The organism is Nitrospira sp. NS4, assembly GCF_049546785.1.
In the GTDB taxonomy this organism is placed as follows: domain Bacteria; phylum Nitrospirota; class Nitrospiria; order Nitrospirales; family Nitrospiraceae; genus Nitrospira_D.
Genome location: NZ_JBMWAN010000002.1, coordinates 488,760 through 514,146 on the forward strand (window position 1 = coordinate 488,760; position 25,387 = coordinate 514,146).

The following is a 25,387-nucleotide window of genomic DNA, read 5'->3' on the forward strand; positions in this document are numbered from 1 at the left end:
CCGATTCTCTTTTCCAATCCAAGTGAGTTCGAGTTTTGTACGGTTGCTGGCCATGTCTAGGATGATGCTCCGGCGTTGGTCACAGGTGCTTTCTTACCCCTGTCTTTGACTGCTTTCGCAAGTGCTCTCACGTCTCTAATATCTTGTCCCAGCTGCTTGGCTGTAGGGACAGATTCATTCTTTATAGAAGAAGCGTCGTGAGAATCTATTGCCTCGCAACACGCTTTATAAAGCCTTTCAATTTCTTTAAGCTCAGCTTCTGTAAAGCCCACTACTTGCTTAAGTCGATCAATGCTGATTCTGTCCCGGTAGCGGTGCAAGACTCCATTAAACACAACGTCCTGAATAATGCGCTCAATGGTGGCACGTAAGCGACTGTATTGCCTTCGCATTCTTGAGCGTTCTTCCTCGTTGGGGTAGGCCGGCCAACTTTGTTCTAATTGCTTGTGCTCCTCTTCCAACTTATTTAGCCGGTCCTTATAGTCCATATGCTCCCAAGGGAGACCTTCAATGACATGGCCCGGGTGGTCGTTTGCCCATTCAAGATGGTGCATTTGGTAGTCAATGTTCTGTTGCTCGATTGCATCAAGCAATTCACACAAAAATACAGTCTCGTGTGTCAGCACAATAACCTGACGCTGCTTAGCTTCATCGACAAGGCGACGCGCCACTCGCAGCCGTCGGTGATGATCAAGCGAGGAAACTGGGTCATCAAACACAATCCCACCACCGTGACCAGCCAAGTGCAATTCGGCTAAGAAAGAGCCAATTGCAATCGCCCTCTGTTCTCCTTCGCTCAGGATTTCATCCAATTTGGTGGTAAGGGGAAGTGCTAACACTAACTTGTGTTTCATCTTCCCTTTCTCAACACGCTCGATGAGCTTGGTCTTTATATGCCCGACTCCCAAAACTTCAAATTCCTTATCGAGTGCTGTCTTCAGTGCGGCTGTGACTGCTTGACTCGCAAATTCCTTTGCTTTATCTGAAATCGCTTTCGTTTTCAGATCATCTTTACACTTAAGCAACGTTGCCTTGACCTTCATTCTACGGATGAGATCTTGCACGGCTTCAGATCGGGGGGACAGACTCACTCGAGCACGAAGTTCAGCACGTTCAGCCTCGAAGGACTTCCTGATATTTTGATCACTCGCATTCTCTAGATCCCCAGACTGATCACGCAATGTCTTGGAAATCTCTCTCAGCCTTGGCCGTGGGTCCAAATCCAATGGGTAAGGGCTATCCCAATTATGTGTATTAAGAGAGCCCCGAAGCCATGTTCTTCGTGCCTCAACCTGCTTCTCAAAAGCCTGGACACTCTGAAGCACGGCCAGATCCAATTGCTTGAGTTCTTCGATAAGCGGTTCATCCAATCCGAAAGCAAGAGAGGCTTTGGCAAGTCTCTGGTCAGCTAACATGCGCTGCTGGCGCTTGTCCGTAGCCACCTTGGCGGTCTCTTGCTTCAGGAAGCCGTCAAAACGTTGCATGCGATTCGCCGCATCTTCGTTCAGCGGCTGCTGGCACAACAGACACTTCGCCCCTGAGCACACATGTGGAAAGGCTTCACTCGGGTAGGCGGAGTCCAGGGAGAAACTACGCGCCGCCTCGAAGAGAGTCTTCCACGCCAGATCACCTGTCCCTGGCAGTAAGGGTTCCCCGGCTCGAAGATTCTCCGCAGCAAGAACTTCAGCCTTAATCGCAGCTTCTGTCTCGCTATCGCATGCTTTGAGCTTCTGGGCTGCCGCTTCATCGACGTAGGGAAGGCTTGAGTCAATGCGAGAAACGAGACCATCGATGCGCTGGGCTGAGAGCAGCAATCCTTTTGCCTTGGCCTTCGGATCATTTTCCGCCAAGGTCTTTTCTAGCTCGTTTAGTCGGTTCGTTTCTGATTTTGTGAGAGTTGCCAGTTTCTTAACCAGCTCGCTATTTGTAGTGTCGCTCAGAGATGCGATTACCTTCCCAACCGATGTGTCTCCTATTAGATCAGCAAAAGGAGCAACGTCCGTGTTTGTCGATTCGATTTCGCTGTTCAATCGGCGCAATAGTTCGGGCAGAACCTTTTGTCCGAGATTTTCTAATATGTCGAGACCATAGGGAAGGTAGGCAACATCCTGCTCGTCCAGGTATTCACGAGCACATCGTCCATCAAACACAGCTATCGTTGAAAGCTCCTCAGGAGCTGGGCTATCGCGTTTCCAGTTAAGCGATTTCTGGACTGTGCCCACCGTAACGTCGAAAATTGCTTCCGGGACTTTCCCACTGGACTGCGGATCACTCGCATCGGCATGGATGGTTTCCGAAACGTCACGCGCACGACAAGCTCGCTTTAGCACACGAGAGTACCCAGACTTTCCTGAACCGTTGCCGCCGTAGATTATTGTGATCCCTTTAGGTCCGAAGGTGAGTTTCTCGCCATCTGCAATTCTATTGACGTTCTTTAACTCTCGAAGGGCATTAAGAACCACAACGCCGGGACCGGCAGACTGTACAGGAAGATGTTCTGCTGCGAGTGGACTTGGCTGGCGATTTTGGGGGTCAGGCAATCCTCGGGCAGACTTGAGCGTTGCATACAAGTCATCAATGTCTTGCGAGCTGCATTCTTGATATTGAAATAAGCGTCGAAGGGCATCGCGCTGCCAAGGCAAGAGGTTTGCGCTAGACCAAACAAGAATATCAGTCAGTAGTGACATAATTGCGCGCTATCCCTCATTACCAATTCGATCATCTGCGTCGGTCGGATGAGAGGCAGGTGGATTCAGAGCAGGTAATTCTAGCCCCTCGATTTCCTGTATCGTCTTTCCTGCAATTCCCTGCAGGTCTCCATACATCCCTGCCGTTGCCTGCATCACCCGATCAATTTGTTCTTCACGCTTGGCCCACTGTTTGATGATGGCCTTCTTCTCTTTATCGAGATCCTCCTGCATAGAGGAGAACGCCTCGACAATTGCCTCGACCCGATGACGGAAGCGAGGTCCGGTCAGATATTGATAGACCATTTCTGTTTTCGTCTGCTGCCCCTCGGACGCTTGGCGGGCTGAAGCGACTTCGATGAGCGTGTGGCGAAGCGTGAGGGCAACTGGAAGTACTGTTTTAGTATGTGTGACCCAGACGTTCTCGACCAACCCGAATGTTTCTATTTCTTTGGGGAGCGATTGGCTCACGATCACGGCAATCTCAGCTTTGGCAGATCGCTGATCTTCACGAAGCTTAGCCAGCCAGCCGTCGCTCCAGTTCTTGGTTCGCTTCGATTCCCAGATGATCGTCCCACATCGTTGTCCGCTCGGCCCGACAACATGCTGTAGCGCATCACCGCCATGCTCTCCTTTGGGGACAGGCTCGATCGTATCCCGTGGAAACTTCGCACGCAGCAGAGCCTCTAGTTCTAATTCCTGAACTTCCCCTTGGAGCTGTTGCGAGCCCTGCTCAGCCTTTCGCTTCAACTCCTCGATCTGCTTCTGCATGGAAGAGATCGTTTGCTCTGCTTCCATGACCTTGAGCTTCAGTCCTTCCTCGGCTTCTTTCTTGGCCTGTTCCCGGGTGGTCGCGAGTCCCTCTTGGACCCGCTTTTCAACTGTCAGCTCCAATTCACGCTTGGCGTCGTCGAGCTCGCGTTGTTTGCGAAGAAGATCGGCTTGGGCTTTCTGCGCCTCGGTCAGTTTGACATTCTGCTGATTGATGACTTCTTGGAGATCGGCAAGGGCCTGCGTCTTTTGGTCAATATCTGTTTGAAGAACCAGCTTCGCTTTCTTCGCTTCTTCAACCGCGATCTTGCCACGCTCCAGCTTGAGCTTTTCTGCCACCTGGTCATCGACTGTCTGCTGTGCTTTGGAAAGCGCTTCTTCCCGCTCGCGCAATGCAGCATCGCGTTTCGCGACATCGGCATCTTTCTGAGCCAGTTGCTTTTGGTATTCGCGGCGTGTGGATTCGATCAATGGAGCGGCGAGAGACTCCGTGAGTTTGATCTCGGTCTTACAGTTGGGACAGATGATGGTGGGTTCGTTCATAGCCGTCCTCGTCCTTACCGTACCTGCCAGCGAACTGAAAATAGCTGCTGGGAGCTTACCTTTTGTTGAAGCTTGCCCTCAATTTCTGAGATGAGCTGACCGCGCCGACGGTCGATCTCGTCTTGGGCATCAAACAACGCTCTGCGGCGCTTTCCTCGCTCGGATTCGATCGCCTTGATCTGCTTTTGACCGGCAAGCTTCTCTTCCAGAGTGAGCGCTGCCACGGCTGCTTTCCGGGCTTCTTTGATCTGCCGGTCGAATTCCTTAATCTCTCGCTCTAAACCCACTTTCAAATCATCGGCCCAGGCATCCAGCTTGTCGGCTTCGATCTCAAAGAATTCGGCATTGCGCTCCGAGATGTGTCGTCGAATGGCGTCCTGACGTTCTTCCGTCCGCTTACTGAGCGTTGGAGGCTCAACAAATGAGCTTGCCGGCTGAGTGACTGTGGCAGGCAGAGAGAACAGGCGGCGAACGGCTTCCTCGTCCAACACCTCGCCACTGTCGGTCACCCCCGTTGAAATGAGGTAGTCTTCGGCTTGATCAAGCGCTTCTACGGTGAACAAAGAGAGGGTCAGGACTCCAGACTTGCCGATAAGCGGCTCCACCACACTGACTTTGCCGTCGTGTTTTCCATACTCAAAGGTCAGTTCTGCCGGGTTGAGCCGGCGGGCCTTTGCTTGCTCCAGCACATGCTCTGCAAGTGGATGCGCCAAGCGATAGAGATGTGCTTCTCCAGTTCGACGAGGTAATTCGTAGAGCCCCAGCGGGATCTCTCCTCTGAATGGACAGGTGTTGAGTCGGAACGAGGTGTCTGAAAGGAAGTCTGCATGATCGCGTAGCTCAAAGCGTGTGAGTTGCATCAGGATGCGCTCATATCGATTGAGATACAGCCGTGAGCTTTCGTCGCTCACACGCAGCTTTTCCCGGACCTCATCATCGAAGTGTTCAAACAGGAGCTGGCGCGCACGAGTCATGGCTTCGTCGATCTGGGTGCCAAGCTCTCCTTGGAGCTGTTCAAACGAGGTCTTGATCTCTTGTGGGGTGCGGCAGCGCTGATAGATGTCGTTAATCCGCTTTTCGAAATCCACCCCGGATTCAATCGCGCCCAGCACTTCGTCGCTCGCCCCAAAGACGCCTTCAAACAACAGGAATTTCTCAGAGAGCAGCCGAAAGACGTGCTGATCGGCTTCGTTGTTCTGATTGAGGAAGTTCACCACGACGACGTCGTGCTTTTGCCCATACCGGTGGCAGCGGCCGATGCGCTGCTCGATCCGCTGGGGGTTCCATGGGAGATCATAGTTCACGACGAGCGAGCAGAACTGAAGGTTGATTCCCTCGGACCCCGCCTCCGTGGCGATCATGATCTGGCCCTGTTCCTTGAAGTAATCCACGATCGCCGAGCGCAGGTCGGCTGAACGTGACCCGGTGATTCGATCCGTTCCTTGATGGCGCTGGAGCCATTCTTGGTAGATCTCTTTCGATCGGGGGTCGTTGTTCGAGCCATTAAAGAGAACGATGTGGTCTTTCCAGGGGCTATCGGCCAGAACTCGGAGAAGATATTCCTGGGTGCGGCGTGATTCAGTAAAGATGATGGCCTTTTGTGCCGCGCCTAATTCTTCTGCTTTGCCAAAGGCAGTGCGCAGCGCGGTGAGGAGCGCTTGGCCTTTCGCATTATGAGTGATCGACACCGCCAGCTTGCGGAAACCTTCGAGATCGTCGATTTCCTGTTGGATGGCTCTGCGGTCCGCCTCGGTGAGCACTTTCGAGGCGGCTTCTTCCTCGTCCCACTCCTCCGCCAGCTCATCGAGTGTCTCAAAGTCCTCCTCCAGGGCTTCCTCAAGTGGGTTTGGCCCATCGGCGAGCCTGAGACGTTCACGGAGGCGCGAGCTCATTGAGTCCAGCGCTCCGGCGATTGCAAACGAAGACGAGGCCAACAGCTTGCGGAGGACGAGCGTCATCAGGGAGCGCTGGCTCGATGGGAGCGCTTGCAGGTTGTCCCGACGGAGATAATCGGACACGAGATGATAGAGCCGATCTTCATTTTCAGCCGGCGTAAAGGGCTGCATCATCGGTAAGCGCTTGGTATAGCGCACATAGGGCAACACCTGACGGCGAAGCGTGCGCTTGCAGAGCGGCTGCAGACGGGCCTTCAGGGTTTCGAATGTGGCTTGATTGTGCAGGTTCGCAAACTGCTCTTTGAAGCTCTTGAGGTCGCCGAAGATGCGGTCGTCCACCACACTGACGAGCCCATACAGTTCGAGCAACGAATTCTGCAGCGGCGTAGCAGTAAGAAGCAGCTTCGGTGCGTCCTTGAGGGCGTGCTTGATGGTGTTGGCAATGACGTTCGTCGGCTTATACACGTTCCGTAAGCGATGGGCTTCGTCGATCACCACGAGGTCCCAGCGCATGAGGCTGATCTCTGCAGCCTTGGTACGGGCAAACTGGTAGGAGCAGATGATGATGTCGTCGCACTCGAACGGCCGGACATGGCCTTGACGGACCATATCATTGTAGGACTTCGTCTCTAGAATGCAGCAGGGCAGGAAGAACTTCTCCAGAAGTTCCTGGTGCCACTGCTTGCGGAGGTTGGATGGAGTAATGACCAGGATGCGTCGCTTTCGCTCCGCCCACTTCTGTGACAGCACGAGTCCGGCTTCGATAGTTTTTCCAAGACCAACTTCGTCTGCCAAGAGGGCGCCTTTTGAGAGAGGCGATCGGAAGGCAAACAACGCGGCTTCGATTTGGTGTGGATTGAGGTCTACCTGCGCATCCACTAAAGCGCTTGCGAGCTTTTCAATGCTGTCTGACGGGCAGCGCTTGGTGAGTTCATGAGCGAAGAATTTGGTGTGGTACGGGGTGATCATCTACCGCGGAAGAATACCCGTTTTCTAATGAGAAATCACCCCGACTTTTGGAGAAGAGATCTTTCGCATTCCGTCACATAGAGCCTTTTCCTGGTAGAACTACCAGCTCCATGAACGCTTCCGGCCACGCACCATCACCTCACTTCCCCCCCTTCAATCCTCAACCCCCTCTTATAAGGATTGTTCGGCGAATCGGGTCGGGACGGACTTCCTGCCCCGTAGGGATTGTGCAGCGACTCCGGTGAGAAGGGCGAGCCGTAGCGGCCGAACTGGTTGCTCGTCGAATCCGGATCGAACGGATTGGCGCTGAGGTTGCCCAGGTCTTCAGCCTGGAGCGAGGCGGAGGGCTAGTCTATCTGGATTGACTCGTCTATCTGGTTGGCCGGATCGGGGAATGTCTGTCTGGTCTATCTTGTCTGATTAGTCTATCTGGTTGGCCGAATCGGAACCCCCACCAGAGAAACCAGAAAGACCAGACAAACTCGAGAGACGATCGACGGAAGACAGGACTCGTGATCGTTAGCGACTGCCTGCCTTGATTTCGTATGTCGGGATCGGCGTTCCTGTCACACGGGCATAAAGGACAGCGGGATCGAGGTCGGCTCCGTTCGGCCAAAAGATGGTGCCCAGGTCCGGATGGACGCTCAGCTCTCGAAATCGATTGAGGTCTTTGAGAGGGGCGAACACGCCCTCAAACCGAAGAATGGTTGCGAGATCGAGCTCACCCACCACTCCGTCTTCAAATCGAAGGCGGACATGATAGCCTTCCAGCGCAGTGGCTTCCACGATATCTTTCAGCATGGCCTTACTCCAGCGGCTTGATCTTCTTGAGCGGGGCTCGCTGTTCCGCGAGCGCCCAGTCGTCTCTCAACTCGCCCTGATGTAGTGCCCCCCACTCGGCAACTAACCCCAACACCCGTGGCGGCAAGTGGCCGTCCAAGAGCATCAGCGAGTCAATTGTCATTATAGCCTTGTGCTCACCATAGCGCACATGAAAATGCGGCGGGGCATGATCATCATAGAACATCGTGATGATGATACCGAAGAAACGACACAACTCAGGCATTCTTCACCTCTCCTTGCCGTTCGTTGCCGCCGCAGCTTACCCCGTTCCTCGCGATAAATCATGCCCCCTCCAGAGAGGCCTCCTCGGAAGTGCTGAGTCATGGGTGCTGGGGGCGAGGTCCTGAGTCCTGAGCGAGACGCGGGGCCATGGAAGACGTTCGATGTGAGGCGTGAAAGGTGAAACGTAAGGGGTGGGAGCGGAGATGGTTGGCCTGGTTTGTCTCGTTCATCTGGTCTGTCTGGTTGGTCGGACTGGAAACCTCACCAGAAAGATCAGATACACTACACGGACTAGAACTTATCTCAACATCATGCTTCCGGCATCTCGACGCTCTGTCTGTTCCCCTCCTTCGTAAGGAGGGATAGGGGAGGTCGAAGCGCTGACCGGCCACCATGGCTATGTTCGGCCCACATGAGCAGGAGTTGCCGGCCGGGACTCTACCCCTCCTAGCCTCTCCTTATAAAGGGGAGGAAGATTGTGAGATAGGTTCTAGACAGACAAGTCCGTGCGCGGCATCCGGCCCTACGCAGCCCGGTGAGTGTTCGGACCCGGCTCCATGACAATATCGAGTCGCCCTCCGCAGGCCAGGACGATTCTCTGCAGGGTGCGGAGTTGGTAGCGATCGTACTCCGCGTTTTCGTACCGGCTGATGGCAGAGGCCATAGTCTTCGCCCGCTGCGCCACTTGTGCCTGAGTGAGTCCCGCCTCCTGGCGCAGCCGGGAGAGCTGCTCGCCGATGGCCAACTTCTGCACTTCCTCGTCAAATCCTTTGCGGAACCTTGGACTTGCCAGTTTGCTCTCCAGCCACCCCTTGCGCGCCCGCGCCGCTTTAGTGGTCATGCTTCACTCTCCCTTCAATCCTCCACCCTCTCCCATAGGGATTGTTCGGCGAATCGGGCCTGATCGGACTTCCTGCTCCAAATTGGTTATTCAGCGAGTCTGGCGAGAAGGGCGAGCCATACCGGCCGAACTGGTTGCTCGTCGAATCGGGATCGAACGGATTGGCGCTCAGCTTGCCGCAGAGGCGAAGGATTCGCGAAGCCTGTGGAGGGGGCAAGGACGTGCTGATCGTTGAGGATGGGAGCCGAGGGATTCTCACGCGTGAGGGAGCGACGGATCGCGCTAGGCGGCTGCGTAGGTCCTCACGTCCACTTGTACTCCCGCGCGGACGGCCTCTTCTGCTGTCTTGAGGAGACTCGCCGTGACCAGTTCTTCAATGTACTCTTCGCCGCAATTCGCACACACCCGTGCCGGTACGCCCTTGATGACGACGGTGGCGTTATCGCGCTCAAGAGTGACTGTCGCTGCCCCCGGATGGGTTTCCCCGGTTTTACAAATCATACAATTCATCGAGATCTCCTCTTCTTGAATTCTCCGCCCCACTCTCCGGCATCCGGCTGATAGACGGTCACGATGATCGTTTCCTGGTCCGGCACATTATCGGCCGCCACCACATGTATGGGGCGAGTCCCGTTCCATCCCAAGATGAGGCGACTGGGAAAGGGCTTGTCTGCCGGATAAGTCGCAATGGTCTCGCCTGCTTCGACCACTCGCTTGACCTCTTCCTGACTAATCTTTCGTTGAAACATCCTTTGAATGGCGTGAACCCGGAAGACCAGACGAAATTGGCTCATGCTCTCGCGCCCCCTGCCAGGCAATCCCGTGTATTTTCGTATGTGGAGTCTAGCGCAACCCCGCGTTGAATGTCATCTCACGGACAGTCTCTTTCTCATCCATCGTCTGCGATCGGGACTCCCCGCTCCTGATTGGTTGTTGAGCGAGTCGGGTGAAAAAGGCGAGCCATACCGGCCGAACTGGTTGCTGGTCGAATCGGGATCGAACACCGACTTATCGACGAAGGAGTTGCCATAGGAACCAGGCTTGCGAAGGGCAAGAATCCATGACGCGACGCCTTCGGCTCTCGTCACGCCTCAGGCCGATTTCAACGCCTTGCCTTGGGTGACGGGGACAAACCGGATTTCCACCCGCTGCTTCAAGGCGGATGCGATCCGATTCAGCATGGCAAGGGAATGTCCTTCATACTCGGCATCCTCCAGCCGACAGATGGCTGAGGCCGTCGTGCCCACCAGCTTGGCCAATTGCCGTTGTGTGAGACCCGCTCGAAGGCGTAGCACGGTCAGCTTCCGTGCCACGCTGTCGTTTGCCCGGGCTTCCTCTAGTCCCCTGACACGCTCGGGCCTCCCCTCGTAGTACCGACGGTAGAGTATCTGGACCGCGTCCGAGGTGGCCGTACGTTTTCGTTTTGCCATGTTCATTCCTCTCGATCGGATTTCACGGCTTCGCCAGCTGTTCCTCAGCCCACTCAACGAGCTTGCGCCGCAATTGGTCCTTCGACGGCAGGTACAACCGATATTCCTTGGCATGGATATTCGCGCCCTTCGGCAGGGTAATGGTGACCAGCGCGTCGTGCTTTTTCTTGCACAGAATGATCCCGACCGTCGGATGTTCGTCTGCGGCCTTCACATACCGGTCGAAATAGTTCACGTACATCTGCATCTGCCCGAGGTCTTGATGGGTCACCTTGCCGATCTTCAAGTCGATCAGCACGTAACAACGCAGCAGTCTGTTATAGAAGACCAGATCGACGAAGAAATGGTCCGTCTCGAAGGTAAAGCGCTTCTGGCGAGCTTCGAAAAGAAACCCCCTTGCCGAGTTCCAACAGGAACTGTTCGAGCTTGTCGATGATCGCCGATTCCAGGTCGGTTTCTGAATAGGCGGCCTTTTCATCGAGCCCGAGAAACTCCAGGACGTACGGTTCTTTCAGCAGGTCTTGCGGCCTTCCGACGATCTGGCCGTGCTGCGCCAACTTGCGGATGCCGCTCTTGTCCCGGCTTAGCGCGAGACGTTCGTAGAGACTGGCGTTGAACTGGCGCTTGAGTTCCGGCAAGGTCCAACTGCTTCGTGACGATTCAATCTCGTAGAACGCGCGTTCGTCCGCGTCGTCGATGCCCAGGAGGAAGACGTACTGGGACCAACCCAGCGGAAATGGTTGAGGGAATTGTGCCGGTGGTCCCGGCACGAAAGGGGTACTCGGTGCCGATTTACCAGACGCGGTCTGGCGTTTTTCGCTGAAGCCGGCCTTCCATTTGCCAGATGTCATCTGGCGAATCTGCGAGCTGCGGTCCCGATACACGAGAAAGAAGTTCCGCATATTTTGGAGGTTCGACCGAGAATACCCTCTCCCGAACTCCTCCGTGAGCCGATCCGCCAATTCACCGAGCACACGCTTTCCATATTCGGCCCTCGCGGCACCCTGCTGTTCATGCTCGACGATACGGCGGCCGATCTCGAAGCTGGTCAAGACTTGGAGAGTATCCACGCTGCGGACGATCGCCCGGCGCGCTGAGAGGATCAGGTCGCGGATATCAGCCAGCAGCTTCTCAACCTGTCCGGTCGCGGCCTTTGCGATGGGAGCCCCCCTCTTCTTACCTGCCATTATCACGTCCTTTCAGTCGGCTGCATTCCGAACAATTCTGGCGCAGGCTACCTCTTTCCGCAGAGAAAATCACCCCGCGTTCAGGTCATGAGGAACACCCTCGCCCACACAACTGAACGAGCCCCCATCAGGGTCTCTACCGGCGCTTTCTTGCCATCACCTCACCTCCCCCCTTCAATCCTCCACCCTTCCCGTAGGGATTATCCGGTGAGTCGGGCCTGAACGGATTCCCCGCGCCTGATTGGTTATTCAACGAGTCAGGCGAAAACGGCGAGCCGTAGCGGCCGAATGTCAGAACAAATGAACCTGAACTCTTCTCTCAGCCGCCCGTCGGTCGCATCGGCTTGGTCATCCACCGGCCTGCTGGGCTGGACGATCCGCCAATTTGCAGAACAGATTCAGGAGCATCATTTCGTCAAGAGACCCTGGAATGGCGCAAGCGATCCGGGGATCGGCCACCACCACCGCCAGACATTGTGCCCGTGAGATCGCCACGTTGATGCGGTTCCGGTCCAAAATGAACGCCAAGCCCCGGGAGCCGTATTCGCCATAACTGGAGCAGAGGGACAGGATGCAGACCGGGGCTTCCTGCCCTTGAAACTTGTCCACGCTCCCCACCCGTGCTCCTTGGGGCAATGCAGCTTGCAGTGCGCGGACCTGCGCGTTGTAGGGGGCGATGAAGAGAAAGTCGTCCAGCGCCAGTGGCCTCGTCTTGCCTTCTTTATCCGTATAACGACGACCAGACAGCTCATCGTAGATCGCCTTGACCCGCTCGACCTCCTCCTCGCTCTGCTGGATGTTCCCATCATGCTCGACCGCGCTGAAGAGGATCCCGCTTTCGCTGGTGATGAGTCCGCTCGCACCGGATGGGACCGCGATCTTCTGCCTGGCACAGTCCGGATGGGACACGAGCCGTTTCTCGTAGATGCTCTCGGAGATGAAGCGGCAGACGGAGGGGTGCATCCGGCGGGACTCGCCGAGGAACAGGCCGTAGCCTGCCGGGACGACCGCATGAAACACCGGCGCATCGGGCAGGCTTGCCGTTGTGTCCTTAAGCGCATATTGCAAGGCGGACAATCCTGCATCGCCAGGATGGGAGCCCTGCACCGGTTGTTCGAGCTGCATCTGGTCGCCGAGGAGCACCAGGTTCTTCGCGCATCGAGCCATGGCCACGGCGTTGGCCAGAGCCACCTGGCCTGCTTCATCGATGAACAGGAAATCGAGTGCCCCTTCCCACTCGGGCCTGGTAAAGAGCCAGGCCGTTCCCCCCACGACGCCTGCTGTATAGGCCCCGCGCGCCTCACTTGTATCTTGGACGTACTGCAGACCAGGGTTAGCAGAAAACAGCGGGCCTTCCGCTTCCCCCCCGACTTTGATTCCCTCCAGATTCCTTCCGGCCTCCCTTGCCGTGTCGCCGCAGGCCAGGAGCAGGTTCACGACGGCCTTGTGGCTGTTGGAGGCGATGCCGATCTTCTTTCCGGCGCCGAGGAGGGAGACGATGACCTGGGAGGCGGTAAAGGTCTTGCCGGTGCCGGGAGGCCCCTGGATGACCAGGCACCCGCCGGCCATGGAACCGGCAACCCGGATGGCGGCCAGGGCCGTGGATTCTCCGTCGAATTGCAGCTGTGTGGCGGGCGGCAGACGGTTGAAGAGCGCAGCCACCGGAGCAGGGAGAGCGTCAGACAAATGCCGCGAAGCCACGTCAGCCAGCGCATCCTGAATGGGTTTCGCCGAGACGTATTCGTCCGGGAGCAGTGACCCTCGCGACGGGAACGCGCCTCCCAGCTTCTCGTTCAGCCCCTTCCTGCCTATCTTGAGCGCCAGCGTCCCGGTAGAAATATCCAACGAAGACAGAGTGAGCTTCGCGTCTAAATTATGCGTGAACATCACTCTGGACTTGTCACCGGCTGCCAGCTTGCATTCCTGTGACGGATCGAACCGGTAGGCTTGCACGAGCGACTGCTTGTCGGGCAATGGAGATCCAATGGCTTGCAGGCCCTCGATGCAGGCAGGATCGTCGCGGAGCACGTCGGCCGTGGCGGCCGCCCGGTCGAACATGCGCCACCACATGGGCTTTTCTTCCCGCCGGTGGAAGTCGATCAGGTTGGCGAGGGCCACCGACAACGCGTCCTGCCGCTTACGGAGCTTGGCCGCTGTGTCCAGTCGAGCCACGATCTCCGGCGGCAATTCCGGTGGCGTCGATGGGGCAGGGACAGCCACAGCCTGGGCCGCAGCGATCTTGTGTTCCCCCGCTGCCTTCCTCAGCCATTGCAGCAACTCCGCCGTGGACTTGCAGTCGTCCTCGTTGTAGTCGCGGATGCCCTTCAGGATGGGGCTCTTGTTCCAATCCTTCGGCTGTCCGCTCTCGATCCAGCGGGCGTACTGCACGATCGAGTCGGCGGCCGTGGCGACCTCCGTGGTGCGCTTCGGCCGGTAAAGCCGCTCCACGGACTTGATGGAATAGCTGTCCTCCCCGATGCGCAGCCCGTGGCGGACGACCTGATAGAGGTCCACAAACACGTTCTTCCGGAGCAGCTCATCCACCTCGTCCTGACGGGTGTCGTGGTAGGTGCTCAACCGCCTCACCGCGCTGACCTCGTAGGCGGCGTAGTGGTAGATGTGCAGGCCCGGATGCTCCTTCCAGCGGGTGACCACCCAGTCCACAAACCCTTCGAAGGCGCGCTTTTCCTCCTCGCGGTCGTGGGCCCACCAATCCATGAAGTCCCATGAACCGGGCTGTCCGTTGCTCGTGCAGACCCCGAACAAATATTCCAACCCGCCTGGCGCCAGGGGGTACCCCTCCATGTCGAAGAAGACGTCCGCCGGATGATCCGGCGGTAGAGCAGCAAGGCCCACCGGTTCGCCGGTCACGCCGGCTTGCGGCAGCAGTTCGTAGCGCGGCGGAGCCTCGGGCCTGGCCAGCCGGTCGAGGCGCGTCTGGCGTTGGAGGCGCGCCTGCCCGACAAGCGTCTCCAGCGAGTCCTGGTCGAGTTTGGGAACCCTCCTGCCTGAGGCTGCGGCCAGATCCTCCACCCTGGCGATCCCCGCCCGCTTGAGCTTCTTGATCTGGCCGACCGTAATGCCGGCCACCAGCACGAGGTGGTCCCGCTCGTGGAAGAACTGCTCCGCATGGGAGGTCCAGCGACCGTGATCGGCGCGCGGCAGCGGCTCCGGACGATCTGCCAGGTTGCCGGTGAAGCCCTCCTGCATGGCCAAAAAGCCGGCCTTGAGGCTGCGATAGTAATGAATGAAATCTTCGACGCGGAACTCGACCTTCTCCCTGGTGCCCAGGATGATCCCGAACTTCTCCGGCATCGGCGAACCGGTCATGTCTGCCAACATGTCGGAATAGCAGCAGAGCTGAACGGCATAGTAGGGCTTGGGGGAGCGGGCGAGCTTCGTGTCCCACACCTGATAACGTCCGGCACCATCCAGCATCAGAAAGTCGGCAAACCCGGCGAATGGCCCGCTTCCTAGCGCCGCCTGATAAATGACGGGGACCTTCGCCCTGATGGCGGCCAAGGTCTGCTCCCGGGCGCCGGCGGGATCGTTTTTGGAGATCTCGATTAGGGCGGCGCCTGACGACTTGAGGTCCTCCAGCACCGCCCGTTCGTGTTCTTCGCCGGTTTGGGCGATCAGTGTTTCATCCTCCGTGGCCTCATCCGGCCTCACCGCGCCGGGATTCTCCAAACGGTACCGGTCCATCCAGGACGAAAACGGCGAGGCCAGATAACGCACAAGATCGCTCGGCGAGTACAACAGTTGTCCTGAGCCATTCTTCTTCATTCGAGCCCCTCAGATTTTGCTCGGCCAGGCCCATCCCCATACCGGGTTCTCACCGCCAACGCAATGATTCGGCGGGGGTGTGAGCATGGCCACGGGTGATGATGTCAGCAAGGGTGATGGTCCAGTTTGCGATCCAAGTCCTGTTGCTCCATCTGTTTACGCATCCGTTGAATGTCCAATTGCTGCTGCCGCTGCCGGAAGTAGTCGAATTGTTGCACAGCCCCGCCCGGCGCCTTGATGTTCCCTTTGGAGTCGTAGAAGGTGCCCGCCCCGACGACCGTGCCGGTCACCACGCTCCCAACGAGCAGGCCCAACACGAACTGTTTCATGTTCCCCTCCTGTCTTGCTTGTGCGTTACCGTCCTTCGATTCTCCAGCCCTTGCCATAGGGGTTGTTCGGTGAGTCATACCGGAACGGGCTCCCGGCGCCGAACTGGTTGTTCAGTGACTCCGGTGAAAAGGGCGAGCCGTACCGGCCGAACCGGTTGCTGGTCGAATCCGGGTCGAACGGATTGGCGCTCAGCTTGCCGCGATAGTTCCCCTGCTGGTCGTAGAGCCTGGGCGCCTCCGTGGCGAAGGGATTGGTGGCCGACCTGTTGCTGAACGGGCTGCCGTAGGGGCTGAAGGGATTGTTGATCCCGTTGGGCGCGAAGGGGCTGCCTTTGCCGAAGGGATTGGCCGTTGAATCGGCATCGAACTGGTTCGCGCTGAGGTTGCCCAGGTCTTCGGCCTGGAGTGCAACTGGGGTCCAGAGCAGCACGAGCACCAACACAACGGTGATCTTCATGGTTCCCTCCTTTCTGTCGGGCCTGTCGTCGCGGGCAGGGACTCCTCTCCTTGTTCCGCCTGGCCGAGGACGGGCTGCAAGATGCGACAGACCGGCTGGGGCCAATGGTTCAGCATGCAGGAAAAAGGGATAGTCAGCAGGACCGCCAAGCCGCTCACGACGAGAAGGATCGCGGCACAGGCGGCGAGCTTCCAGGTGAGTGGGATCTCATCATGCTGTGCGCGGGTCTCGATCAGCCTGTCTCGTTCGGAATACGGCATCGCCTTCTCCTTTCTCACCGGTCAGCTCAACCAGTCAGGCGGTTCCTGATTACCGGACGGCGATGCCGGTGAGGGCGGCCTCTCCTGGGGCGTGAAGGCCTCGGCGGCCGACTCCCCTTCGCCGCGCCGGTAGCGCGCGGTGGCCTCGCTCAGTTGATCGAAGGTGTGATCGACCCTGCGGCGGGAGAAGGAGATGCGGCTCTCGCCCGCGATGCCGAGATCGCCGCCGGCGGCCCACACGTCGTGGTCGGCCCCGAGGTAGAGAAACGCCCAGCCCTGTTTCTCGCGGGACTTGATGAGGTCGAACACCTGCTGCCGGCTGTATTCCTGCGAGGCATTCTCCTCCCCGTCGGTCAGGATGACGCAGAGTTTCCTGGCCTCCGCCGGCGCTTCCTGTCTTGCCAGAGACAAGGTGCGCCCGATGGCGTCATAGAGCGGCGTGCCGTCCTGAGGGCGATAGGTTTCCTCGTCCAGGTCCTGCACGGCTGACAGCGGCACGGCCCGGTAGCGCACCTCGGTCCTGGCTGCATTGAAGAGGGTGAGGGTGAAATGCGTCCCGGCCGGCTCCCGCCTGAGGGTGGCGAGGTAGTGATTGAAGCCTGCGAGGGCGGCGCCTTTGCAGGATTGCATGGAGCCGCTTTCGTCCAGAATGAGGGTGATGTAGAGGGGGCGGACTGCCTGGTCCGGTTGCTGATGCGCTGGCCTGTCCATGATGGCGACCTCCTTCCAAGGGGTGGTGGATAGGCGCCATCCTATGCGATGACCGTGACAGGGCAGGTCACTCCGGACAGACCCTGCCGGGGGAGCGAAACTATTGTGACTCCAAATGGTTATGCGACAACAGGCGGCCGGAAAGTCCTGGATGCCGTGACATCCGGGGTCACGGAGACGGATTGGATTGCGGAGGGCGCCGCACTTGTTTGATGTTCACGCCACGTCCGGCACGCTCTGAAGCGGAAGGTCTTCTTCTGCCGATGCCGCGGCAAATGCCACAATCGCCCGTATATCCTCTTCCTTGAGAGTCGGAAAGTCCTGCAACAGTTCCTGGACGCTATCTCCCTCAGCCAGGCTGGCCAGGATAGTGCGGACGGTCACGCGCTACCCTTCACCAGCGGTTCCCCCCCCCCACATACCTTCGGATCGCGCACGATGTACTGGCGGTAATCCATACCTCCTCCTCTGTCCCCTGGACCAGGCGAGTTTCCAAAAGTATAGCCAAGATACCAGGGGAAGTCATTCCCCGGTCTCCAGTGCTCGTACCGATCGATCAGCCCCCCGGTTCTCTGACCGAGGCTCGAATGATATTGCGCGCCTCAGATTCGACCGCTACCCGCAGCCGCTCGGGCTTCAAAACCTGGACACCGCTTCCAAAACTGAGGATCCATCCGAGCAATTCCGGTGTATCGGCCACCTGGAGGGTCATGAGGAGCTGGCCGGTCTTGAGTTGCGTCACCTGCTGGCTGGGATGCCAGGTCCGGTCCTTCACCCAGGCGGCCGTGCCTTTGTCGAACTGGAGCTCGACGGTGATGCGTTCGCCGCGCATGACGACCAGCGCGTCTTCCACATAGGCCTCCAGATCGAAATGCAGCGGCATCTGATAAGGATGGTCGGTGGGCGTGAGGGATTTGACCCGCTCCACGGCGAACATCCGCACCTCTTTTCGCCAGTGGCAATAGGCGATCAGGTAGAGACCGCCGTCCACATAGCGTAACCGATAGGGATCGACTTCCCGCCTCGTGGTCACATTGCGTCCGGCGGAGAAATAGCGCATTTGCACCGTATGCCGGTGGGCGATGGCCTGCGACAGGATGTCGATCGTCTCGCGATGGTGCCGGTAGTTCTTGTGCGGGCCCAGGCCGACGGAAAACCACTGGTCCAGCCGCTGAAGATACTCGGTGGCGCCTGAGGGAATCGCGGCGGAGATCTTCGAGAGGGCCGAGTTCAGGGACGTCGCGATGAGGGTGCCCTGAAGCGGGCTCAGCAGCTGCCGGCTGAAGGCCAGGGCCATCAATTCGGTCGGGGACAGACGGAGGGCTGGAATGTTTTTGAATCCGTCGAGGAGCCGCCACCGGACTTCGCCGTCGATCCGTTCGGTCAGGAGCGGGAAATGGGAGGCTTCCAGCGCCGCCAGATCACGGCGGACCGTGCGAGGGTGGCGGCTCAGATCGTCCGGGATCGCCTCCACCAACTGCGCCAGGGTCAGGCCGTTACGGGCCGCGCCGAGGCGCTGCAGCAGATGCCATTGACGTGTGACCTGGTCATTGCGCGGCATAGAACACCCTGCTGGTACTGAGGTCGTACCATGCCACAAACAGAGAACATCGGAAAGCGTTCTCTCGGACGCCGCACGAGCCCTTTCGGGCCGGCTTCAGGGAATCAGACCGGTCGGCAGGCTGATGAGCCAAGGTGAGCCGTTGATCTGCCCGGCGGCCAACAGGGATTCGACCGGAGCCGGACGGCTCAAAGTTCTTGCGCTTTGGTCCAACGTGCAACCGGCGACGATGATGAGAAGGCATGGGGTGGATGACGGGTTTCGAACCCGCGACCTCCGGATCCACAATCCGGCGCTCTAACCAACTGAGCTACACCCACCATCCAGGGAGAGGTTTGGAGGCAATGTGGAAGGGGGATCTTAGCAAAGAGGAGCAAGGCCCCGCAACCGGCTCCGCACCGTCACTCGTCATCCGTGAAGCGACAAGCCGGTGACCCGGGCCCCGCCTGACGGTTGACGCGCTCACGCGGTCCGGGCGTCGAAAGCGGCCTGCATCTCATTCACGATCTCCGTCACGGTGGCGGAAGGATCGGCGGCGTCCCTGATGGGCCGGCCGATGACCAGATAATCGGCCCCGGCGGCGATGGTCTGGGTCGGCGTGGTCGCCCGCGCGTGGTCATCCACCCCTTTTCCCGCCGGCCGCACGCCGGGCGTCACGATGACGAACCGCGGCCCGACTTTCTGCCGGATCGCCGCCGGCTCTTCGCCGGACGCCACGACGCCGTCGCAACCGACTTCCGAGGCCAGGAGCGCCCGCGCGGTCACCAGGTCCTGCACGGTCCGCTGGATCCCCATTTCGCGCAAATCGTTGCTGTCGAAGTTCGTGAGCACGGTGACGGCCAGCAATTTCAGGGAAGAGCCCTCGCGCCCCTGCACCGCCGCGGTCAGCGCCTTGCGGTTGGCATGGACGGTGAGGAAATCGACCCCCATGGCCGCGACCCGCGCGGTGGCGCGGCGAACGGTTTCTTCGATGTCCAAGAATTTCAGATCGAGGAAAACCCGCATGTTCCGGTCGAGCACCCGCTTGATCATGTCCGGCCCGGCGGCGGTGTAGAGTTCCAGCCCGATTTTCACGAAGGAAATGTGGCCTTGCAGCCGGTCTAACAGACGCTCGGCTTCGGCCGCAGAGGGCACATCGAGCGCGAAGATGAGCCGGTCACGTGCGACGATCTTTCCCATAGAAATGCTCCTTACTCACGACAACCCCCGCGCATTCTTGACGATGCGCGGATTTCTATGATACAAGTTCCATTCTTTTTGGAGGACTCTACAATGCCTGTCATTCACAAGTCGACGATTCGCCAGGCCCGTCGGGCCGAACTCCGGCACAAGCGCAACCACGCCATCATGAGCGCGGTGAAGACACTGGTCAAGAAGGTGCAGACGGCGGTGGCCGAGAAGAAGGCGGACGACGCCAAGACCGCCCTGCTCACTGCCACCTCGGCCATCAGCAAGGCCGTGACGAAAGGCGCCCTGAAGCCCAATACCGCATCCCGTCGTGTGTCCCGCTTGACGAAGCATGTCAACGGCCTGACCGCTTCCCGCTCGTAATCGTTCTGACATTCGAGACCACTCGTGCCGATCCCCGTCCGGTTGTGGCCGGCGGTCGGCGCGGGGCATCGGTCGGCTCCCCCGTCGCAAAGCCGCAGAGCCTCAGCAGCACCCGCTCCATCACCATTTTAGGATGGCTGCTGCTGCCGCCCTTGAGCTGCCCGTCCGCCTCCAGAAACAACCGCAACGCCTGCTGCAGATGCTCCTCGGAAAACCGGTTGAGGAACGACCGCACTTTCAGCGGATCCATCCGCAAGGTCCGCGCGGCGTCGCCTTCGCGGCCCCCTTCACGGACCTGCTCCTTCACTTTCCAGATCCGGCGATACTGCCAGGCCAGCGATCCCAGGATGCGGAGCGGCGCCTCGCCCGCTTCCAGATTCCTGGCCAGGATCGACAGGACGCGCCCCCGATGCCCGTCGGCGATCGCCAGCGTCAGGTCGAAGACCGACGCGCCTGGCTCGACGCCCCGCAGCTGGTACACGTCGGCGGCGGTCGCGGGCCGGTCCGAATCGATATAGGACGCCAGCTTTTCCATCTCCCGGCGGGCCGCGTAGAGCGATCCGCCGCAGGTTTCCTTCAGCACCTCGACCGCCTTGTCATCCAGCCGCAGCCCGAGCCGCTGCGCGTCGCGGCCCAGCCAGGGCCCCAGCTGCATTTCCCGCAGGGGCGAGCAATCGACCGTCACCGCCGCGCGCGTGAGCGCCTGGGAAAATTTCAGCCGCCCGTCCAGCTTGACGGCGACAAACACCAGGGTCGTGCTCTCCACCGGCGCCGCCAGATAGGGCAGCAGCTTCTCCGCCTCGCGGGCCGGAAGCTTCTCGGCTGTCTTCACGAGCACCACCCGGCGCTCGGCAAACACCGGCACTTCCGACGCGCAATTGAGAATCTCCGACCCCTCCGCTTCGTCGCCATAGAACAGGTCGAAGTTGAATTCGCCGCCCTCGCCCAGCAGCGCCGCCTTGAGCGTGGCCACCGCCTCGTCGCGCAGCAAGTCCTCTTCTCCCGCGACGAGGTAGACCGGCGCGGGCGGACCCTGCTTCAGCGCGGACTGCAATTGTGTCGGATTGACGGCCGTTCCCATAGGTTCGCCTAAGAGTCTTATTTGGCTGCCGGGACAGCAGCAGGCTCTGAAGGAGCCGGCTTCTTCAGCCCGCCGGATTCCAGCTGCAACAGAAACCGCGAGGCCAAATCCTCCGCGACGAAGCGGCCCGCCTGTTCCAGCGCGCGGTTTTGCAACGAGCGGTTAAATTGCAGGTCGGAGGTGACGTAAAACTCCGACGACCCCTTGGCGATCTGCGACCAGACCATTTTCTTCGTCCTGGTCTCTTCCACCTTCACCGCCACCACGACTTCCGTCCGGCTTTCCAACGTCGTGGCTGATCCCGTGGGATTCTCCGGCGTCGGAGTCAGGGTGAAGCTCAACGTGGGAACGCTCACCGACAGGATCTGCCCGGTCAGGACCAGGTCGGCCGCCTCGGAATCCGGCACCACCTGGGCGCCGCTTCCGGACGAGAATTCGCGCCGCAGATAGTTCGTATAGCGCGTCTCCAGATTGGGCTCAAAACTTTTATTCTCCAAGGTGCGGATCACCAGGCGCGGCGGAGGCACGTCGGAGGTCTTCGCCGTCGTCCCGCCGATGGTCGGGCCGGCTCCCTCCACGCGGAATTGATAGCCGCACGACGGTAACAACAGGCTGAAGGCGAGAGGCACAAGGCATGCGGCAAGACCCGTCATACGCGATGACGCGTTGCCCTTCCCCACATCTCCGCCCCCTCCCCCCTCGCCCCTTGCCCTTCGCCGATCCATCATCACACCACGAAATTCATCAGCTTCTTCTCGACGTAGATTACTTTCTTCGGCTCTTTTCCCTGCAGCCATTCGGCCACGACTTCGCGGGAGGCCCGCTCGACCGCGTCGCGCGCCGCATCCGCCGCGACCTCGATCTTGCCGCGCAGCTTCCCGTTCACTTGCACGGGGATCGTCAGCCGGTCGCTGACCGTGAGCGATGGATCGAATACCGGCCAGGGCTGCTGCGAGACGCTCGGTCGATGCCCGAGCACCGCCCAGAGCTCTTCGGCCACATGCGGCGCAAAGGGCGAGAGGAGCAGGACGAAGGGTTCCAGCAAGGCTCTTGGACGCTGCTCGGCCTTGGTCATCTCGTTCGTGAACACCATCATCTGCGCGATGGCCGTATTGAAATGCAGCTCCTCGATATCCTCTGTCACTTTCTTGATGGTCTGATGCAGGAGGCGCTGCTGCTCAAGGGCGGGCGCCGAGGCCACGACGGAGGGCGACAGGCCGCCCTCTTCCGTCACCATGAGACGCCACACCCGTTCTAAAAATCGGGTGATCCCCTCCACGCCTCTGCTGCTCCAGGGCTTCATGGCCTCCAGCGGGCCCATGAACATTTCGTAGAGCCGCACCGCGTCGGCGCCGAACTGATCCATCATCTCGTCGGGATTCACCACGTTGCCGCGCGACTTGGACATCTTCTGATTGTCCTCGCCGAGCACGATCCCCTGATGCACCAGCTTCTTGAAGGGCTCCGGCGTGCTCACCACCCCGATGTCGTGCAGCACCTTGTGCCAGAAGCGGGAGTAGAGCAGATGCAGCACCGCGTGTTCGCTGCCGCCGACGTAGAGATCCACCGGCATCCAATACTGTTCCTTCGCCGGATCGACGAGCTGCGCCTGATTCTTCGGGTCGATGAAGCGGAGGTAGTACCAGCAGGACCCGGCCCACTGCGGCATCGTATTCGTTTCCCGCCGCGCCGGCCGGCCGGTCGCGGGATCGGTCGTCACCAGCCAGTCCTCCAGATTCGCCAGGGGGCTTTCCCCTGTGCCGGACGGTTTGAAGTTGCTGGTCTCCGGCAGGATGAGCGGCAGCTGCTCTTCCGGCAGGGGGCGGGATTCTCCCTCCACCCAGACGATCGGAAACGGCTCACCCCAGTAACGCTGGCGGGCGAAGAGCCAATCGCGCAGCTTATAGTTGATCGCTTTCCTGCCCTTGCCCTGCCGTTCCAGCCAGGCCGTGATCGCCGGGATCGCGTCGGCCGGCTTCATGCCGTTGAGCGAAAGCGAACCGTCGGCCGAGGCGGAATTCACCACCGTGCCGCGATCCGTCGCGACGAAGGCCGCTTCGTCGACCTTGCCGCCCTGAATCACTTCGCGAACGGGCAGCTGATAGGTCTTGGCAAAAGCCCAGTCCCGCTCGTCGTGCGCCGGCACCGCCATGATCGCGCCGGTCCCGTAGCTCATGAGGACGTAATCGGCGATCCAGACCGGCAGCCGCTCGCCGTTCACCGGATTGACGGCGTACCCGCCGGTGAAGCAGCCGGTCTTCTCCTTGTCGAGTTCGGTCCGCTGCAGATCGCTTTTGCGGACGGTGGCGTCGCGATAGGCTGCGACAGCCGCTTTCTGCGACGAACTGGTCACGACCTCGACCAGCGGATGCTCGGGAGCCAGCACCATATAGGTCGCGCCGAAGAGGGTGTCCGGCCTGGTGGTAAAGACGCGGATCGAACCGTTGCTGTCGGCCAGGGCGAAATCCACTTCCGCGCCGATGGAGCGGCCGATCCAGTTCTTTTGCATCTCCAGCGTGCTGGGGGGCCATTCGACGAGTTTCAAGTCTTCGAGCAGGCGGTCGGCGTAGGCGGTGATCTTCAAGACCCACTGGCGCATGGGTTTGCGAACGACGTCGAACCCGCCGACTTCGCTCTTGCCGTCGACGATTTCTTCGTTCGCCAGCACGGTGCCCAGCGCGGGGCACCAGTTCACCGGCACTTCTGCCACGTAGGCCAGGCCGCGCTTATAGAGCTGGAGGAAGATCCATTGCGTCCAGCGGTAGTAGTCGGGATCGGTGGTGCTGATCTCCCGCTCCCAGTCGTAGGAGAGCCCCACCCGCTTCATCTGCCGTTTGAACGTGGCGATGTTTTGCGCGGTGGTGAGGGCCGGATGCACACCGGTCTTCACCGCATATTGCTCAGCCGGCAGGCCGAACGCGTCCCAGCCCATCGGATGCAGCACATTGAAGCCCTTCATCCGCTTGTAGCGCGAGACAATGTCCGTCGCCGTATACCCTTCGAGATGTCCGACGTGGAGACCGGACCCCGAGGGGTAAGGAAACATGTCCAGGCAATAGAACTTGGGCTTCGAGGAATCGTCCAGGGCCCGGAACGGGCGATGTTCTTCCCAATAGGCCTGCCACTTCGCCTCGATGGCGTGATGATCGTAACCTTTGCTCATAAGCTCATCGTCATCCGGTCTTTAAATAGGATACTGAAAAAGACGGAGGACTCTAACACAGCCCCCCAAGGGTCACAAGATTCGCGGCGGGCCATGCCGCGCGCGGTTTGTTATACTGCGGGCTCTCATGGGACTCTACAGCCGCTACATTTTCCCCCGGCTCATGGACCGGTTCATGAGCGGGACGGAGTTTCAACAACTTCGTGCGGAGCTGCTGCAAGCGGCGCATGGCCATGTCCTGGAAATCGGTCTGGGTACCGGGCTCAATCTGCCGCACTATCCCGGCAGCGTCTCGCAACTGCGCGCGGTGGATCCCGCCCCCCTGCTGCCTGCTCGCCTGGCGGAGCGGAGCGCGGCCGCCTCGTTCCCCATTGAAGTATCCCGCATCAGCGCCGAACGGCTCCCGTATGAGGACCGGACGTTCGACTGCGTGGTGAGCACCTGGACCCTTTGCACGATCCCCGACCCGGTTGCCGCACTGCGGGAAATCCGCCGCGTGCTCAAGCCGGATGGAACCTTTTTGTTTCTGGAGCATGGGCGAAGCGAGAATCGAAAGATCGCCGCCTGGCAGGATCGCTTGAACCCGATTCAGAACGTGGTCGGCTGCGGGTGCCACTTGAACCGCAAGATCGACCGGCTCATCGTGGAAGCCGGGCTCACCATTACGAAACTGGATCGCTTCACCATGGACTCAGTGCCGCGCATCGGAGGGACCATGTACCGGGGCACGGCCGTCGTCAGCGCGCCCGAGAGCCCGGATGCCCGTTGAGCTGGACCAGCATGCTTTCGACAGAAGGCAATCCCGTAGACGTAGACAACGGCACTTAGAAACCCAAAGGCATAGAGGAATTAACATCGAACACTGCCGACACTCTAACGGCACAATGCAAATCCTCATGGCCATCCTGGAATCCAGCGTGATGACAAGACTCTCGATCATCTCGGCGCACCCACTCGGGCACCACCACGTTCATCCGCACAGGCTCACGATCTTTTCGAGCGTTATCTGAGATCGAGCTTGTCTTTTCCTGCTTTCTTCATAATCGAATCGGCCATTCCCTCTGTGCCTCTTTCACATGACAGGCGAAACTGCTTCTAAT

At 59.3% G+C, this 25,387-nt stretch carries 22 protein-coding genes, 1 tRNA gene and 1 pseudogene; 2 read left to right on the forward strand and 22 right to left on the reverse strand.

What is annotated here, in order from left to right; translation table 11 throughout:
- Positions 1-56: 56 nt before the first annotated feature.
- The 19 genes and pseudogenes from ACO9S2_RS06925 to pyrF all read right to left on the reverse strand — a co-directional run bounded on the left by ACO9S2_RS06925 (position 57) and on the right by pyrF (position 19,671).
- Positions 57-2,687 (reverse strand): AAA family ATPase, encoded by a 2,631-nt coding sequence (locus tag ACO9S2_RS06925; protein WP_423721223.1) that lies wholly within the window; start codon positions 2,685-2,687, stop codon positions 57-59.
- Between the two features lie 9 nt (positions 2,688-2,696).
- Positions 2,697-4,001 (reverse strand): DUF2130 domain-containing protein, encoded by a 1,305-nt coding sequence (locus ACO9S2_RS06930; protein ID WP_423721224.1) that lies wholly within the window; start codon positions 3,999-4,001, stop codon positions 2,697-2,699.
- A gap of 14 nt (positions 4,002-4,015) precedes the next feature.
- Positions 4,016-6,865, reverse strand: coding sequence for an SNF2-related protein (locus ACO9S2_RS06935; RefSeq protein ID WP_423721225.1), 2,850 nt, complete (start codon positions 6,863-6,865; stop codon positions 4,016-4,018).
- 519 nt (positions 6,866-7,384) lie between these two features.
- A complete protein-coding gene (locus tag ACO9S2_RS06940; protein ID WP_423721226.1) occupies positions 7,385-7,666 on the reverse strand; it encodes a DUF2442 domain-containing protein in 282 nt (93 codons plus the stop codon).
- Positions 7,667-7,670: 4 nt separating this feature from the next.
- A complete protein-coding gene (locus ACO9S2_RS06945; RefSeq protein WP_423721227.1) occupies positions 7,671-7,931 on the reverse strand; it encodes a DUF4160 domain-containing protein in 261 nt (86 codons plus the stop codon).
- A 522-nt stretch (positions 7,932-8,453) separates the two neighbouring features.
- The gene (locus ACO9S2_RS06950) at positions 8,454-8,771 is read right to left on the reverse strand and encodes a helix-turn-helix domain-containing protein (RefSeq protein WP_423721228.1); all 318 of its coding nucleotides are present in this window, start codon (positions 8,769-8,771) and stop codon (positions 8,454-8,456) included.
- A gap of 282 nt (positions 8,772-9,053) precedes the next feature.
- Positions 9,054-9,281: a type II toxin-antitoxin system MqsA family antitoxin gene (locus ACO9S2_RS06955; RefSeq protein WP_423721229.1), complete on the reverse strand. Its 228-nt coding sequence runs from the start codon at positions 9,279-9,281 to the stop codon at positions 9,054-9,056.
- On the reverse strand, positions 9,278-9,565 hold the full coding sequence (locus ACO9S2_RS06960; protein ID WP_423721230.1) for a DUF4258 domain-containing protein: 288 nt from the start codon (positions 9,563-9,565) through the stop codon (positions 9,278-9,280). Before ACO9S2_RS06960 ends, ACO9S2_RS06955 begins: the two co-directional genes overlap by 4 nt.
- 297 nt (positions 9,566-9,862) lie before the next feature.
- Positions 9,863-10,201 carry a helix-turn-helix domain-containing protein gene (locus tag ACO9S2_RS06965; protein WP_423721231.1) on the reverse strand — a complete coding sequence of 113 codons (339 nt, stop codon included), beginning with the start codon at positions 10,199-10,201 and terminating at the stop codon, positions 9,863-9,865.
- Between the two features lie 22 nt (positions 10,202-10,223).
- Positions 10,224-11,388: pseudogene (locus ACO9S2_RS06970) on the reverse strand (PDDEXK nuclease domain-containing protein).
- A gap of 348 nt (positions 11,389-11,736) precedes the next feature.
- The gene (locus tag ACO9S2_RS06975) at positions 11,737-15,174 is read right to left on the reverse strand and encodes a TM0106 family RecB-like putative nuclease (protein WP_423721232.1); all 3,438 of its coding nucleotides are present in this window, start codon (positions 15,172-15,174) and stop codon (positions 11,737-11,739) included.
- Between the two features lie 104 nt (positions 15,175-15,278).
- A complete protein-coding gene (locus tag ACO9S2_RS06980) occupies positions 15,279-15,503 on the reverse strand; it encodes a hypothetical protein (RefSeq protein ID WP_423721233.1) in 225 nt (74 codons plus the stop codon).
- Between the two features lie 25 nt (positions 15,504-15,528).
- Positions 15,529-15,960, reverse strand: a complete 432-nt coding sequence (locus tag ACO9S2_RS06985; RefSeq protein WP_423721234.1) for a hypothetical protein — start codon at positions 15,958-15,960, stop codon at positions 15,529-15,531.
- Entirely contained in the window at positions 15,957-16,220 is a 264-nt protein-coding gene (locus tag ACO9S2_RS06990; protein ID WP_423721235.1) for a hypothetical protein, read from the reverse strand. The genes ACO9S2_RS06985 and ACO9S2_RS06990 overlap by 4 nt, the downstream gene beginning before the upstream one ends.
- A gap of 21 nt (positions 16,221-16,241) precedes the next feature.
- Positions 16,242-16,931, reverse strand: a complete 690-nt coding sequence (locus ACO9S2_RS06995; RefSeq protein WP_423721236.1) for a VWA domain-containing protein — start codon at positions 16,929-16,931, stop codon at positions 16,242-16,244.
- A 216-nt stretch (positions 16,932-17,147) separates the two neighbouring features.
- Positions 17,148-17,315 carry a DUF433 domain-containing protein gene (locus tag ACO9S2_RS07000; RefSeq protein WP_423721237.1) on the reverse strand — a complete coding sequence of 56 codons (168 nt, stop codon included), beginning with the start codon at positions 17,313-17,315 and terminating at the stop codon, positions 17,148-17,150.
- Positions 17,316-17,487: 172 nt separating this feature from the next.
- Positions 17,488-18,492 carry a helix-turn-helix transcriptional regulator gene (locus ACO9S2_RS07005; RefSeq protein ID WP_423721238.1) on the reverse strand — a complete coding sequence of 335 codons (1,005 nt, stop codon included), beginning with the start codon at positions 18,490-18,492 and terminating at the stop codon, positions 17,488-17,490.
- 243 nt (positions 18,493-18,735) lie between these two features.
- A tRNA-His gene (locus ACO9S2_RS07010) sits at positions 18,736-18,812 on the reverse strand.
- 142 nt (positions 18,813-18,954) lie between these two features.
- Positions 18,955-19,671, reverse strand: a complete 717-nt coding sequence (pyrF, locus tag ACO9S2_RS07015; RefSeq protein WP_423721239.1) for an orotidine-5'-phosphate decarboxylase — start codon at positions 19,669-19,671, stop codon at positions 18,955-18,957.
- Positions 19,672-19,764: 93 nt separating this feature from the next.
- Here pyrF and rpsT point away from each other — a divergent pair, with 93 nt between their 5' ends.
- Positions 19,765-20,043, forward strand: coding sequence for a 30S ribosomal protein S20 (rpsT, locus tag ACO9S2_RS07020; protein WP_423721240.1), 279 nt, complete (start codon positions 19,765-19,767; stop codon positions 20,041-20,043).
- Here the strand turns inward: rpsT and holA are convergent.
- The 3 genes from holA to leuS are packed head-to-tail and all read right to left on the reverse strand — an operon-like array spanning position 20,015 to position 24,287.
- Positions 20,015-21,124 carry a DNA polymerase III subunit delta gene (holA, locus tag ACO9S2_RS07025; protein ID WP_423721241.1) on the reverse strand — a complete coding sequence of 370 codons (1,110 nt, stop codon included), beginning with the start codon at positions 21,122-21,124 and terminating at the stop codon, positions 20,015-20,017. The genes rpsT and holA overlap by 29 nt on opposite strands.
- A 17-nt stretch (positions 21,125-21,141) precedes the next feature.
- A complete protein-coding gene (gene lptE / locus ACO9S2_RS07030) occupies positions 21,142-21,804 on the reverse strand; it encodes an LPS assembly lipoprotein LptE (protein WP_423721242.1) in 663 nt (220 codons plus the stop codon).
- Between the two features lie 47 nt (positions 21,805-21,851).
- Entirely contained in the window at positions 21,852-24,287 is a 2,436-nt protein-coding gene (gene leuS, locus ACO9S2_RS07035; RefSeq protein WP_423721243.1) for a leucine--tRNA ligase, read from the reverse strand.
- Positions 24,288-24,414: 127 nt separating this feature from the next.
- Here leuS and ACO9S2_RS07040 point away from each other — a divergent pair, with 127 nt between their 5' ends.
- Positions 24,415-25,056: a class I SAM-dependent methyltransferase gene (locus tag ACO9S2_RS07040; protein WP_423721244.1), complete on the forward strand. Its 642-nt coding sequence runs from the start codon at positions 24,415-24,417 to the stop codon at positions 25,054-25,056.
- The last annotated feature ends 331 nt before the right edge of the window (positions 25,057-25,387 follow it).